Source organism: Mycolicibacter sp. MU0083 (assembly GCF_963378075.1).
GTDB classification, from domain to species: Bacteria; Actinomycetota; Actinomycetes; order Mycobacteriales; family Mycobacteriaceae; genus Mycobacterium; species Mycobacterium kokjensenii.
Map to the genome: position 1 here is coordinate 1 of NZ_OY726394.1, position 13,619 is coordinate 13,619.

Below are 13,619 nucleotides of genomic sequence, written 5' to 3' on the forward strand. Positions count from 1 at the left end.
TGCGTCCCAGAACACCATCGAACCGCGGCGAATCAGGGGGGTTGGGCTGTGAGTGATGAGCCCGGACCGGCGTTCCTCACCCTTTGGGACGAAGTCGTCGCCGAACTCAACGGTGAAACACCTCCCCCCAACGGCGTCGCCCCGTCCCTGACCCGCCAACAGAAGGCCTGGCTCAACCTGGTCCACCCGTTGGCCCTGGTCGAGGGCTTCGCATTGCTCGCGGTTCCGAGCAGCTTCGTCCAGAACGAGATCGAACGTCATCTCCGCACCCAGATCACCGCGGCCCTGAGCCGACGCCTCGGGCACGACATCGAACTCGGCGTGCGCATCGCACCGCAACCCGCCGACGATCAACCGCCCGCGCCGGCCCCCGATGCCCCCGAGCAGCGACCCGATGACGACGAAGACGAGACCACCGACGTCGAGTACGACTGGCCGAACTACTTCACCGAGCGGCCCAGCGACGATTCCACCACCGCCGACGGTGCCAGCCTCAACCGTCGCTACACCTTCGACACCTTCGTCATCGGCACCTCCAATCGCTTCGCCCACGCGGCCGCGCTGGCGATCGCCGAAGCTCCCGCCCGGGCCTACAACCCGCTGTTCATCTGGGGCGAGTCCGGACTGGGCAAGACCCACCTGCTGCACGCGGCCGGCAACTACACCCAACGGCTGTTCCCCGGGATGCGGGTGAAGTACGTCTCCACCGAAGAGTTCACCAACGACTTCATCAACTCGCTGCGTGACGACCGCAAGGTCGCCTTCAAACGCAGTTACCGCGAGATCGATGTCCTGCTGATCGACGACATCCAGTTCATCGAAGGCAAAGAAGGTATCCAGGAAGAGTTCTTCCATACCTTCAACACCCTGCACAACGCGAACAAGCAGATCGTCATCAGCTCCGACCGCGCCCCGAAACAGCTTGCGACACTGGAAGATCGGCTGCGAACCCGGTTCGAATGGGGTCTGATCACCGACGTCCAGCCGCCGGATCTGGAAACCCGGATCGCGATCCTGCGCAAGAAGGCGCAGATGGAGCGCCTCGACGTGCCCGGTGACGTGCTCGAGTTGATCGCGACCAGTATCGAACGCAACATCCGCGAGCTCGAGGGTGCCCTGATCCGCGTCACCGCCTTCGCCTCGCTGAACAAGACGCCGATCGACCGTGCCCTGGCCGAGATCGTGCTGCGCGATCTGATCGCCGACGCGAGCACCATGCAGATCAGTGCCGCGATCATCATGGCCGTCATCGCCGAGTACTTCGACACCACCGTGGAGGAGCTGCGGGGCCCGGGCAAGACTCGTCCGCTGGCACAGTCCCGACAGATCGCCATGTATCTCTGCCGTGAACTGACCGACCTGTCGCTACCCAAGATCGGCCAGGCGTTCGGCCGTGACCACACCACGGTCATGTACGCCGAACGCAAGATCCGTGGCGAGATGGCCGAGCGACGCGAGGTCTTCGATCAGGTCAAGGAACTCACCACCAGGATTCGGCAGCGCGCCAAGCGCTGATTCCGGCGTGTTCACCCGTCGGTCATTACAAAAAACTTTGGCATCTCTCGTACCACCGGTCACGCTCCCGCCCTGTGGATAGCGTTGCGGACAACCTGTCCACCGTCGTGGAACCACCGCGCCGGCCATACACAACCGCCGGGTCATACACAGTGGCTCCCACCCGGCCCGGCGTGTCGTTCACCGTCGGTCCCCAACCGGGTCACCGCGCTCAACTGCGACGATGCGACCTTGTACCCAGCATCCACAGGACTTATTACTAATACTGGGATCTCTTCCTCGATTCCTTCTAAAAACAGGCCCTTGGGGATTCGGTTCACGATGTCCTGTTCACAACCCGCTGGTTCCTCCGGTGAACTACACCGCGCCGTACCGGTCGGAGTCTGATGTTTGACTTTCACGACGGCCCCCCAGGCTCTACGGTTGGGGGCCTACCGCTCTTACACTTCGGCGTGGGGCGTTGTCCGGCTGCAGGTGGGGATGTTCACCGGTTGCCGCGGGATAGAGCCCGATATCGGGGTGACGAGAGGACACTATGGACGCGGCGACCACGAACGCGGGTCTGACCGACTTGAAATTCCGCCTGGACCGAGACGACTTCGCCGACGCCGTGGCGTGGGTGGCCAAGTCACTGCCCGCCCGGCCCACCGTGCCGTTGCTCGCCGGTGTGCTGCTCAGCGGCTCCGAGGATCGTCTGACCGTGTCGGGTTTCGACTACGAGGTCTCCGCCGAGGTTGAGCTGGCAGCTGAAATCGCTTCTCCGGGAAGCGTTCTGGTCTCCGGACGGCTGCTCTCCGATATCACCAAGGCGTTGCCGGCCAAGCCGGTGGAAGTCCAGGTCGAATCCACCCGGGTCTCGCTGATCTGCGGTAATGCACGTTTCTCACTGCCGACCATGACCGTCGAGGATTACCCGACCCTGCCGACCCTGCCCGACGAGACCGGTGTGCTGGCCTCCGATGTCTTCGCCGAAGCGATCAGCCAGGTGGCGGTGGCCGCCGGCCGCGACGACACGCTGCCGATGCTCACCGGTATCCGGGTGGAGATCTCGGGTAACTCCGTGGTGCTGGCGGCCACCGACCGGTTCCGGCTGGCGGTCCGCGAGTTGAGTTGGTCGGCTGCGCCGGGCACCGAAGCCGCGGTACTGGTACCGGCCAAGACGCTGTCGGAGGCGGCCAAGGCCAGCAGCGACGGCAACGAGGTCCACCTGGCGCTCGGAGCCGGCGCGGCAGTCGGCAGCGAGGGCCTGCTCGGCATCACCAGCGCCGGCAAACGCAGCACGACGCGGCTGTTGGACGCCGAATTCCCGAAGTTCCGCCAGCTGCTGCCCAGCGAACACCTGGCCGTGGCGACCATCGGCGTCGCGGAGCTGACCGAGGCGATCAAACGTGTCGCGTTGGTCGCCGATCGCGGCGCGCAGGTGCGGATGGAGTTGTCCGAAGGAACGCTGCGGCTCTCCGCCGGTGCCGAAGACGTCGGCCGGGCCGAGGAAGACCTGCCGATCGACTTCGTCGGCGAGCCGCTGACCATCGCGTTCAATCCGAGTTATCTCACCGACGGCCTCGGCTCGCTGCACAGTGAGAAGGTGTCGATGGGATTCACCGATCCCAAGAAGCCGGCCGTGCTGCGGCCGGTCGGTGCCGACGACCCGGCGTTGATCGGCCCGGGTCCGTTCCCCGCGGTGCCGTCGGATTACGTCTACCTGTTGATGCCGGTCCGCCTCCCGGGCTGATCGGCACGGCGGTGACGGCAGGAGGGGTTGGTTCTCGGTGTATGTCCGCCATCTGGGCCTACGGGATTTCCGGTCCTGGGCGCAGGTCGACCTGGAACTGGAACCGGGTGCGACGGTACTGGTCGGTCCGAACGGCTACGGTAAGACCAATCTTGTTGAGGCCCTGTGGTATTCGTCCACTCTGGGATCTCACCGGGTAGCCACCGACGCGCCGCTGATCCGGGGTGGAGCCAATCGGGCGGTGGTCTCGACGATCGTGGTCAACGAGGGCCGGGAACTGGCCGTGGACCTCGAGATCGCCGCGGGGCGGGCCAACAAGGTCCGGCTGAACCGCTCACCGGTGCGGCACGCCCGCGAGGTGATCGGGGTGCTGCGCGCCGTGCTGTTCGCGCCGGAGGATCTGTCCCTGGTTCGCGGGGATCCCGGCGAACGACGCCGCTACCTGGACGAATTGGCCAGTGTGCGGCGGCCGCGGATCGCCGGGGTGCGCGCCGATTACGACAAGGTGCTGCGGCAACGCACCGCCCTGCTCAAGAGTGCCCCCGGGGCACTGCACCGCGGCGACAAGTCGGTGCTCGACACCCTCGATGTGTGGGATGAGCAACTGGCCGCGCACGGTGCGGAACTGATGGCCGCCCGGATCGAGTTGGTCGACCAGCTGGCACCGGAAGTGGAGAAGGCCTACCAGCTGCTGGCGCCGGGAACCCGCAGCGCCGGCGTCGCCTACCGGCCGAAACTCGAGATCGATCTGGCACAGAGTGCGTTGCAGCCGGCGGACCTGCAAGCCGCACTCCTGGAGGAACTCGGGCGTCGGCGACGTGCCGAACTGGACCGCGGCGTCTGCCTGGTCGGGCCGCATCGCGACGAATTGGAGCTTCGGCTGGGTGAAAGGCCGGTGAAAGGCTTTGCCAGTCATGGGGAATCGTGGTCCATGGCACTGTCGCTGCGGTTGGCCGCCTATCACCTGCTCAGCAGCGAAGGGGCCGAACCGGTGCTGCTCCTCGACGATGTGTTCGCCGAACTCGACGGCGCGCGACGGCGGGCCCTGGCCGACGTCGCGGCGTCTGCCGAACAGGTTCTGATCACCGCCGCGGTCCCCGACGACGTACCCGCGGACTGGCAGGCCCGGCGAATCCGGATCGACGTCACCGAGGGTGACGACGGCCGGATCTCCGAACTGGTCGGAGAGCTGCCGTGAGCGACACCGACGAATCTGCGGAGCAGCCTCAGCTCGGGCCGCCGGAGCATCTGGCCGGGTTGACCGGCATGGACCTGGTGCGCCGGACCCTCGCCGAAGCGCGCGAGGCCGCCCGCAGTCAGGGCAAGGACGTCGGGCAGGGCCGGCGGGCGCCGTTGCGCCGCCGCACCCCCGCCGGCGGGGGCGGTCGCCGCAGTTGGTCGGGCCCGGGACCGGACCGCCGCGATCCGCAGACCCTTGGCGCAGCGACCCGTGACCTGGCCCAATCCCGGGGCTGGTCCACTCAGGTCGCCGAGGGCACCGTGCTGGGCCAGTGGCGTTCGGTGGTCGGCGACGACATCGCCTCTCATGCGACACCGACCCGACTGGTGGACGGCGTCTTGAGTGTTTCGGCCGAATCGACCGCCTGGGCGACCCAGTTGCGCCTGGTGCAGGCGCAGTTGCTGACCAAGATCGCCGCGGCCGTCGGGGACGGTGTGGTCAAGACGTTGAAGATCACCGGACCCACCGCGCCGTCGTGGCGCAAGGGGCCGTTGCACGTCTCCGGTCGTGGCCCGCGGGACACCTACGGCTGAGCCGACCGCCGCAATCGGCCGTCTGAATGGCGCTACGAGGCTGAAAATGGGTTTCGCGAGCGGCCGGATACTCCGTGAACCGCGATATCGACGCCACGGCGCGATCAGATAGGTGGAAACACCCGAAGAAAATGCCCCCGGGCGCTGCCTCACGGTAGACTGTCGAGGTATCTCGCGCATGCACGTCAGTGATGCGTCGAACACTGCCTTGCGAACCTGAGGAGAGCTTCCCGACCGTGGCTGCCCAAAACAAATATGGTGCCGATTCCATCAAGGTTCTCGAAGGCCTCGAAGCCGTCCGCAAAAGACCCGGTATGTACATCGGCTCCACCGGTGAACGCGGTCTGCACCACCTCATCTGGGAGGTCGTCGACAACGCCGTCGACGAGGCGATGGCCGGCTTCGCCTCCAAGGTCACCGTGCGCATCCTCGAAAACGGCGGCGTCGAGGTCACCGACGACGGCCGCGGCATCCCGGTGGCCATGCACGCCACCGGCGTCCCCACCGTCGACGTCGTCATGACCGTTCTGCACGCCGGCGGCAAGTTCGAAGAAGGCGCGTATACCGTCTCCGGCGGTCTGCACGGCGTCGGCGTCTCCGTGGTCAACGCCCTGTCGACCCGCCTGGAAGCCGACATCTGCCGGGACGGCTTCGAATGGTTCCAGTGCTACGACAAGTCGGTGCCGGGTACTCTGCGCCAAGGTGACAAGACGAAGAAGACCGGCACCACCATCCGGTTCTGGGCAGACCCGGACATCTTCGAGACCACCACCTACGACTTCGAGACGGTCGCACGGCGCCTGCAGGAGATGGCCTTCCTCAACAAGGGGCTGACCATCGAACTCACCGACGAACGGGTGCGTGTCGACGAAGTCGTCGACGAGGTCGTCAGCGACACCGCCGAAGCACCCAAGACCGCCGAGGAGCAGGCCGCCGAAGCCCAGGCACCGCAGAGGGTCAAGCACCGGACCTTCCACTACCCGGGTGGACTGCGCGACTTCGTCACCCACATCAACCGCAGCAAGACCCCGATCCACCAGAGCGTGGTGGACTTCGACGGCAAGGGCACCGGTCACGAGGTCGAGATCGCCATGCAGTGGAACGGCGGCTACTCGGAGTCGGTGCACACCTTCGCCAACACCATCAACACCCACGAGGGCGGCACCCACGAAGAAGGGTTCCGGTCGGCGCTGACCAGCGTGGTCAACAAGTACGCCAAAGACAAGAAGCTGCTCAAGGACAAGGACCCCAACCTCACCGGTGACGACATCCGCGAGGGCCTGGCCGCCGTCATCTCGGTGAAGGTGGCCCAGCCGCAGTTCGAGGGGCAGACCAAGACCAAGCTCGGTAACACCGAGGTCAAATCGTTCGTGCAGAAGGTCTGCAACGAACAACTCGGCCACTGGTTCGAGGCCAACCCCGCCGAGGCCAAGACCATCATCAACAAGGCGGTGTCCTCCGCGCAGGCCCGGATGGCCGCACGCAAGGCACGAGAGTTGGTGCGCCGCAAGAGCGCAACCGATCTGGGCGGCCTTCCCGGCAAGCTCGCCGACTGCCGGTCCAACGACCCGACCAAATCCGAACTGTATGTGGTGGAGGGTGATTCGGCCGGCGGCTCGGCCAAGAGCGGCCGGGACTCGATGTTCCAGGCGATCCTGCCGTTGCGCGGCAAGATCATCAACGTCGAGAAGGCCCGCATCGACCGGGTGCTGAAGAACAACGAAGTCCAGGCGATCATCACCGCCCTGGGGACCGGAATCCACGACGAGTTCGACATCACCAAGCTGCGTTACCACAAGATCGTGCTGATGGCCGATGCCGACGTCGACGGCCAGCACATCTCCACGCTGCTGCTGACCCTGCTGTTCCGGTTCATGCGCCCACTGGTGGAACACGGCCACGTCTTCCTGGCCCAGCCGCCGCTCTACAAGCTCAAGTGGCAGCGCGGCAACGACGCCGAATTCGCCTACTCCGACCGGGAACGCGACGGACTGCTGGAGGCGGGCAAGGCCGCCGGCAAGAAGATCAACATGGACGACGGCATCCAGCGGTACAAGGGTCTGGGCGAGATGGATGCCAAGGAACTGTGGGAGACCACCATGGATCCCAGTGTCCGGGTGCTGCGCCAGATCACCCTCGACGACGCCGCGGCCGCGGACGAGTTGTTCTCGATCCTGATGGGCGAGGACGTCGAGGCACGCCGCAGCTTCATCACCCGAAACGCCAAAGACGTTCGCTTCCTAGATGTTTAGGCGAGCCGTCGCACCCGCCGCGAGCCGTTGCGATCTCTGACCGCCGGACTTCTTCACAGAACGAGGAATAGATGACAGACACCACGCTGCCACCCGGAGACGACTCCGTCGACCGGATCGAACCGGTCGACATCCAGCAGGAGATGCAGCGCAGCTACATCGACTACGCGATGAGTGTGATCGTGGGCCGTGCGCTGCCCGAGGTCCGCGACGGCCTCAAGCCGGTGCACCGCCGGGTGCTCTACGCCATGTACGACTCCGGGTTCCGTCCGGACCGCAGTCACGCGAAATCCGCACGCTCGGTGGCCGAGACGATGGGTAACTATCACCCGCACGGTGACGCCTCGATCTACGACACCCTGGTTCGCATGGCGCAGCCCTGGTCGCTGCGCTACCCGCTGGTCGACGGGCAGGGCAACTTCGGTTCCCCCGGTAACGACCCCGCCGCCGCCATGCGTTACACCGAGGCCCGGCTGACGCCGCTGGCCATGGAGATGCTGCGTGAAATCGACGAGGAGACAGTCGATTTCATCCCGAACTACGACGGTCGGGTGCAGGAGCCGACGGTGCTGCCCAGCCGGTTCCCGAACCTGCTGGCCAACGGCTCCGGCGGTATCGCGGTCGGTATGGCCACCAACATCCCCCCGCACAACCTGCGCGAACTCGCCGAAGCGGTGTTCTGGTGCCTGGACAACCACGAAGCCGATGAAGAGGCCACCCTGGAGGCGGTGATGGAGCGGGTCAAGGGACCCGACTTCCCCACCTCCGGCCTGATCGTCGGTTCGCAGGGCATCAACGACGCCTACCGGACCGGCCGCGGCTCCATCCGGATGCGCGGCGTCGTGGAGATCGAGGAGGACTCGCGCGGTCGGGCCCTGCTGGTCATCACCGAGCTGCCGTACCAGGTCAACCACGACAACTTCATCACGTCCATCGCCGAGCAGGTGCGCGACGGGAAGTTGGCCGGTATCGCCAACATCGAAGACCAGAGCAGTGACCGGGTGGGCCTGCGGATCGTCGTCGAGGTCAAGCGCGACGCCGTGGCCAAGGTGGTGCTGAACAACCTCTACAAGCACACCCAGCTGCAGACCAGCTTCGGCGCGAACATGCTCTCGATCGTCGACGGGGTGCCTCGCACGCTGCGACTGGATCAGATGATCCGCTACTACGTCGCCCACCAGCTCGACGTGATCATCCGGCGCACCACCTACCGGCTGCGCAAGGCCAACGAACGCGCCCACATCCTGCGCGGTCTGGTCAAGGCCCTCGACGCCCTCGACGAGGTCATCGCGTTGATCCGTCGGTCGGAGACCGTCGACATCGCACGCCAGGGCCTGATCGAGCTGCTGGACATCGATGACATTCAGGCGCAGGCGATCCTGGACATGCAGCTGCGCCGGCTGGCCGCCCTGGAACGCCAGAAGATCATCGACGACCTCGCCAAGATCGAAGCCGAGATCGCGGATCTGGAAGACATTCTGGCCAAGCCGGAACGGCAGCGGGCGATCGTCAAGGACGAACTCGCCGAGCTCGCCGAGAAGTACGGCGACGACCGCCGGACCCGGATCATCGCCGCCGACGGTGACGTCGCCGACGAGGACCTGATCGCCCGCGAGGACGTCGTCGTCACCATCACCGAGACCGGTTACGCCAAACGAACCAAGACCGACCTGTACCGCAGCCAGAAGCGCGGCGGCAAGGGCGTGCAGGGCGCCGGACTCAAACAGGACGACATCGTCGCGCACTTCTTCGTGTGCTCGACCCACGACTGGATCCTGTTCTTCACCACCCAGGGTCGGGTCTACCGGGCGAAGGCCTACGACCTGCCCGAGGCGTTGCGCACCGCGCGCGGCCAGCACGTCGCGAATCTTCTTGCGTTCCAACCCGAAGAGCGCATCGCCCAGGTCATCCAGATCAAGAGCTACGAGGACGCGCCCTACCTGGTGCTGGCCACCCGCAACGGGCTGGTGAAGAAATCCAAGCTCACCGATTTCGACTCCAACCGGTCCGGCGGCATCGTCGCGATCAACCTGCGCGACGGCGACGAGCTGGTGGGTGCGGTGCTGTGTTCGGCCGACGAGGACCTGCTGTTGGTGTCGGCCAACGGCCAGTCCATCCGGTTCTCGGCGACCGACGAGGCGTTGCGGCCGATGGGCCGCGCCACCTCCGGTGTGCAGGGCATGCGGTTCAACGCCGACGATCGCCTGTTGTCGCTGAACGTGGTCCGCGACGACACCTATCTGCTGGTCGCCACCGCCGGCGGATACGCCAAGCGCACCGCGATCGAGGAGTACACCGCGCAGGGCCGTGGCGGCAAGGGCATCCTGACCATCCAGTACGACGCCCGCCGCGGGCGGCTGGTCGGGGCGCTGATCGTCGACGACGACAGTGAGCTCTACGCGATCACCTCCGGCGGCGGTGTGATCCGGACCGCGGCACGCCAGGTCCGCAAGGCCGGCCGGCAGACCAAGGGTGTTCGGTTGATGAACCTGGGCGATGGCGACACACTGATAGCGATCGCACGAAACGCCGACGAAGAAGCCGCCGACGAAGAATCGGGTAGCTGAACCCGACGGGAAACCCGGCCGCTGCGCGGTTCGGAGATGCAGGTAAGGAGCCGCGCGTGAGCGCACCGAACGAGCCGGGGCACCCGGGCACCGGAGGCAAGCCGGAACCCGCGGGCAACGGTCCGGCAGACGCCGGTCACCGGTCCGCGGGCCGGGCGGGCCGGATAACCGAGTCCGGCGAGGCCCCGCCCTGGCAGCGTGGCGGCCAATCCCGGCCCAGCGCGCACTCGGCCGGCGTCGACGAGCGACTGCGCCGGTTCGTCTCCGGCAGCGCCGCACCGACCGGTGCGGCACCGCAGGCGCAGCAGCCACCGCAGCCACCGCAGGCGCAGCAGGCCAAGCCTCCGGCGCAGCCCGCCAAGCAGGCCGCCCAGCCCGCCAAGCCGTCGGCCCCGTCGGCTCAGCAGGCGAAGCCGGCGGCCAAAGCGGCCCCGGCCAAACCCGCGCAGTCCGAAGACGCCTACGCCAGCGAACTACCGGACCTGTCCGAACCGCCGCCGCGCCGCAATCCGGCCCGTGCGCCGAAGGTGTCGGCAGGACCGCGTGGCCCGCTGCGGGCCAGCATGCAGATCCGGCGGATCGACCCGTGGAGCGCCCTGAAGGTGTCGCTGCTGCTGTCGACGGCGTTGTTCTTCGTCTGGATGATCGCCGTGGCCATCTTGTACGTCGCGCTGGGCGCGATGGGGGTGTGGAGCAAGCTGAACAGCAACGTCGGGGATCTGCTGACCAACAACAGCGCCGCCGAACTGGTCTCGGCCGGCTCGATTTTCGGTGGGGCGGCCCTGATCGGCTTGGTCAACGTGGTGGTTCTGACCGCGCTGATCACGCTCGGGGTGATCATCTACAACCTCAGCACCGACGTGGTCGGAGGGGTCGAGGTGACGCTCGCCGACCGGGATTGATCGGTCGTCTGCGCAGCCATTTTGGTTAGTGGGCGTCCGGTGCGGTAATCTCGCTCGGTCGTTAGACGACTACGGGCCTATAGCTCAGGCGGTTAGAGCGCTTCGCTGATAACGAAGAGGTCGGAGGTTCGAGTCCTCCTAGGCCCACGAGTCCCACCAGGGGCCTTAGCTCAGTTGGTAGAGCGCTGCCTTTGCAAGGCAGATGTCAGGAGTTCGAATCTCCTAGGCTCCACAAGACAAATCGCGACGCGTCCACACCCGACATCGACGGGGCGACCGGCTAGATCCGGGGGGCGCTTTCCACACTCGGCGGCCGCGGAGACGGCTCCTGCGGCCGGTTCGTCCGGCGGACCGCCGCCACCGCCGCGCCACCGGCCAGCAGCACCGCCGCGACGCCACCGACGATCACCCACGGACCACGCCACCGGTACAGCTTCACCACGCCCTCGCGCAGCGCGGTGGCACCCAGGCCGACGGCGCCGCGGGTCACGTCCACCGGGCCCGCCGCAGTACGGGCCAGGCCGCGGGCCAGCCGTTCGCGATGGGTCAGTGGAGTGTGGGCGGCGGGGCGCATGGGTGCAACGCTACCCGTGACGCAGCCCACCCAGCCGGGAATGGCACACTGTGGTCCCATGACCTCCAGCTCTATCGCCACCGCAACCGCCACGCTGCACACCAACCGCGGCGACATCAAGATCGCGCTGTTCGGCAACCACGCGCCGAAGACCGTCGCCAACTTCGTCGGCCTGGCGCAGGGCACCAAGGAGTACTCCACCACCAACGCCTCCGGCGGCTCGTCGGGCCCGTTCTACGACGGCGCGGTGTTCCACCGGGTGATCAGTGGATTCATGATCCAGGGCGGTGACCCGGACGGCACCGGCCGCGGCGGCCCCGGCTACAAGTTCGAGGACGAATTCCACCCGGAACTGGTCTTCGACAAGCCCTACCTGCTGGCGATGGCCAACGCCGGCCCCGCCACCAACGGCTCGCAGTTCTTCATCACCGTCGGCCCGACCCCGCACCTCAACCGTCGGCACACCATTTTCGGTGAGGTCGTCGACGCCGCCTCGCAGGGAGTTGTGGACAACATCGCCAACACTGCGACCGACCGTGGCGACCGGCCGACCGAGCCCGTCGTCATCGAGTCGATCACCATCTCCTAGCGGAGCACAGCCGAAACGCGTCAGCGGCCGGTATAGCCGGCCGCTGACAGCGTTTCGAACACATCGCGGGGGTCGGTCCCCAGATCCCATCGGGACAAGATCAGCATCAGGTCGTCGCGCGTCTCGATCTCCAGCAGTCGGTGTGTCCGCCCGATCCGCTGATACTCGGTCACCCGTAACCGCGTGATGCTCTCCGCGGTAACCAGATGACGGCCGAACCAGCCGCGCACCATCAGCCCGTCGGCGGTCAGCGCCAGCTTCGGGCTCGCCCGCCACGACATGGCGGCGAAGATCAGCAATCCCACGCCGGCCACGCCGGCCAGCACCCGCCCGGGTAGATCGGTGGCGACCGTCACCGCCGCGACGCCCAACAGGGCGCCGATGACGGCGCACGCGGCGATTCCCTCCCGGGGCGGCGCCCACTGCGACCGCCCGGACCCGGTCTCAGTCATCTGAACCGACGCCCGTCGAAGTTATCCACAGGAGTTGTCCACAGTGGGGATAAATAACATCGGTGTGATTGGCTATCGCACCGCTGCTTCGGCGGCTCAGTGCCACCGCATGGTGAGCAGCAACCCGGCGATCATGAAGGCGAAGGCGATCGCGTAGTTCCACGGGCCCAGATCCGCCATCCAGTTCAGCGCGGCCGGCGAGTCGTAGCCGGTCGCACCCAGTTGATAGACCATCAGCCAGACCAGGCCGAACAGCATCAGCCCGAGGAACAGGGCGACGAACCAGGTACTCGACGGCCCGCCTTTGACCTTGACCGGAGTACGGCTCACCGCCGAGGGAGAGAAGGTGTTCTTCTTGCGGACCTTGGACTTGGGCATCGGTACCTCGGGACGGTTGCGGCGTGAAGCTGCGATTATGGGTCGGGTACGAGATTAACGCAGGTGCATCGCCAGTCGAGAACGGGAGAGCCGATGGAGCAGACCGAGCCGCCGGCCCCCGGCCGCCGCTCCCCCTGGCGGTTCGGTGTCCCGCTGGTGTGCCTGCTGGCCGGTCTGCTGCTGGCCGCCACCCACGGGGTGTCGGGCGGCAAGGAGATCCGGCGCGGCGACGCCCCCCGGCTGGTGGACCTGGTCCGCAGCACCCAGGGCACCGTCGAAGGGCTGACCGTGCAGCGTGACACGCTGGCCGACGAGGTCGGATCGGTGCACGGGCGCGGCGCCGGACGGGCCCTGGCGGCGATGCGCAACCGCATCGACCAACTGGCCGACCTCGGCGGATCGGCGGCCATGCGCGGCCCGGGACTGGTGGTGACGCTCACCGATGCCCAGCGCGACGCCAACGGTCGCTTCCCCCGGGACGCCTCCCCCGACGATCTGGTGGTCCACCAGCAAGACATTCAGGCGGTGCTCAACGCGCTGTGGAGTGCCGGCGCCGAAGCCGTCCAGATGCAGGACCAGCGGATCAGCGCGACCTCGGCCCCGCGCTGCGTCGGCAACACGCTGCTGCTCGACGGCCGGACCTACAGTCCCCCGTATGTGGTGACCGCGATCGGCGACCCGGCCGCCATGCAGGCGGCGCTGGCCGCGGATCCCCTGGTCAGCCTGTACAAGCAGTATGTGATCCGGTTCGGCCTGGGCTACAGCGAGCAGGTGGGCGCCGACCTCGAGGTCGCCGAGGCGCCGGCGGTGGCCCGCATGCGGTATGCGGTTCCGGCCGGACCGGTCGACTACTGACCTCGGGGTTCCCGACGTGCGGCGGTAGCC

The 13,619-nt window shown here is 66.9% G+C and carries 12 protein-coding genes and 2 tRNA genes; 11 read left to right on the forward strand and 3 right to left on the reverse strand.

The window, feature by feature from the left end:
* The first annotated feature begins 48 nt into the window (after nt 1-48).
* The 9 genes from dnaA to RCP38_RS00045 all read left to right on the forward strand — a co-directional run bounded on the left by dnaA (nt 49) and on the right by RCP38_RS00045 (nt 10,973).
* On the forward strand, nt 49-1,515 hold the full coding sequence (gene dnaA, locus RCP38_RS00005) for a chromosomal replication initiator protein DnaA (RefSeq protein ID WP_308474641.1): 1,467 nt from the start codon (nt 49-51) through the stop codon (nt 1,513-1,515).
* A 535-nt stretch (nt 1,516-2,050) separates the two neighbouring features.
* The gene (dnaN, locus tag RCP38_RS00010) at nt 2,051-3,247 is read left to right on the forward strand and encodes a DNA polymerase III subunit beta (protein ID WP_308474643.1); all 1,197 of its coding nucleotides are present in this window, start codon (nt 2,051-2,053) and stop codon (nt 3,245-3,247) included.
* A gap of 37 nt (nt 3,248-3,284) precedes the next feature.
* Nucleotides 3,285-4,445: a DNA replication/repair protein RecF gene (recF, locus tag RCP38_RS00015; protein WP_308474644.1), complete on the forward strand. Its 1,161-nt coding sequence runs from the start codon at nt 3,285-3,287 to the stop codon at nt 4,443-4,445.
* A complete protein-coding gene (locus tag RCP38_RS00020; protein ID WP_308474645.1) occupies nt 4,442-5,020 on the forward strand; it encodes a DUF721 family protein in 579 nt (192 codons plus the stop codon). The genes recF and RCP38_RS00020 overlap by 4 nt, the downstream gene beginning before the upstream one ends.
* A 191-nt stretch (nt 5,021-5,211) precedes the next feature.
* Nucleotides 5,212-7,272 (forward strand): DNA topoisomerase (ATP-hydrolyzing) subunit B, encoded by a 2,061-nt coding sequence (gene gyrB, locus RCP38_RS00025; RefSeq protein WP_373692408.1) that lies wholly within the window; start codon nt 5,212-5,214, stop codon nt 7,270-7,272.
* Between the two features lie 71 nt (nt 7,273-7,343).
* Entirely contained in the window at nt 7,344-9,839 is a 2,496-nt protein-coding gene (gene gyrA, locus RCP38_RS00030) for a DNA gyrase subunit A (protein WP_308474648.1), read from the forward strand.
* Nucleotides 9,840-9,895: 56 nt separating this feature from the next.
* Nucleotides 9,896-10,741 carry a DUF3566 domain-containing protein gene (locus RCP38_RS00035; protein ID WP_308474650.1) on the forward strand — a complete coding sequence of 282 codons (846 nt, stop codon included), beginning with the start codon at nt 9,896-9,898 and terminating at the stop codon, nt 10,739-10,741.
* Between the two features lie 73 nt (nt 10,742-10,814).
* Nucleotides 10,815-10,888 (forward strand) — tRNA-Ile (locus RCP38_RS00040).
* A gap of 12 nt (nt 10,889-10,900) precedes the next feature.
* A tRNA-Ala gene (locus RCP38_RS00045) sits at nt 10,901-10,973 on the forward strand.
* A gap of 48 nt (nt 10,974-11,021) precedes the next feature.
* On the opposite strand, the gene cwsA is transcribed toward RCP38_RS00045, so the two are convergent.
* Complete coding sequence (gene cwsA, locus RCP38_RS00050) at nt 11,022-11,315, reverse strand: cell wall synthesis protein CwsA (protein WP_308474652.1); 294 nt, start codon at nt 11,313-11,315, stop codon at nt 11,022-11,024.
* A gap of 58 nt (nt 11,316-11,373) precedes the next feature.
* Here cwsA and RCP38_RS00055 point away from each other — a divergent pair, with 58 nt between their 5' ends.
* Nucleotides 11,374-11,904 carry a peptidylprolyl isomerase gene (locus tag RCP38_RS00055; RefSeq protein ID WP_373692409.1) on the forward strand — a complete coding sequence of 177 codons (531 nt, stop codon included), beginning with the start codon at nt 11,374-11,376 and terminating at the stop codon, nt 11,902-11,904.
* Between the two features lie 20 nt (nt 11,905-11,924).
* Here RCP38_RS00055 and RCP38_RS00060 read toward each other — a convergent pair whose 3' ends face one another.
* Nucleotides 11,925-12,356: a PH domain-containing protein gene (locus RCP38_RS00060; RefSeq protein ID WP_308474656.1), complete on the reverse strand. Its 432-nt coding sequence runs from the start codon at nt 12,354-12,356 to the stop codon at nt 11,925-11,927.
* Between the two features lie 96 nt (nt 12,357-12,452).
* The gene (gene crgA, locus RCP38_RS00065; RefSeq protein WP_308474657.1) at nt 12,453-12,734 is read right to left on the reverse strand and encodes a cell division protein CrgA; all 282 of its coding nucleotides are present in this window, start codon (nt 12,732-12,734) and stop codon (nt 12,453-12,455) included.
* 93 nt (nt 12,735-12,827) lie between these two features.
* On the opposite strand from crgA, the gene RCP38_RS00070 reads away from it, so the two are divergent.
* On the forward strand, nt 12,828-13,589 hold the full coding sequence (locus tag RCP38_RS00070; protein WP_308474659.1) for a DUF881 domain-containing protein: 762 nt from the start codon (nt 12,828-12,830) through the stop codon (nt 13,587-13,589).
* The last annotated feature ends 30 nt before the right edge of the window (nt 13,590-13,619 follow it).

Coding starts and splice junctions, on each gene's coding strand:
- RCP38_RS00070 (WP_308474659.1), top strand. CDS start 12,828: ATGGAGCAGACCGAGCCGCCGGCCCCCGGCCGCCGCTCCCCCTGGCGG.
- crgA (WP_308474657.1), bottom strand. CDS start 12,734: ATGCCCAAGTCCAAGGTCCGCAAGAAGAACACCTTCTCTCCCTCGGCG.
- gyrB (WP_373692408.1), top strand. CDS start 5,212: ATGCGTCGAACACTGCCTTGCGAACCTGAGGAGAGCTTCCCGACCGTG.
- RCP38_RS00055 (WP_373692409.1), top strand. CDS start 11,374: ATGACCTCCAGCTCTATCGCCACCGCAACCGCCACGCTGCACACCAAC.
- gyrA (WP_308474648.1), top strand. CDS start 7,344: ATGACAGACACCACGCTGCCACCCGGAGACGACTCCGTCGACCGGATC.
- RCP38_RS00060 (WP_308474656.1), bottom strand. CDS start 12,356: ATGACTGAGACCGGGTCCGGGCGGTCGCAGTGGGCGCCGCCCCGGGAG.
- dnaN (WP_308474643.1), top strand. CDS start 2,051: ATGGACGCGGCGACCACGAACGCGGGTCTGACCGACTTGAAATTCCGC.
- cwsA (WP_308474652.1), bottom strand. CDS start 11,315: ATGCGCCCCGCCGCCCACACTCCACTGACCCATCGCGAACGGCTGGCC.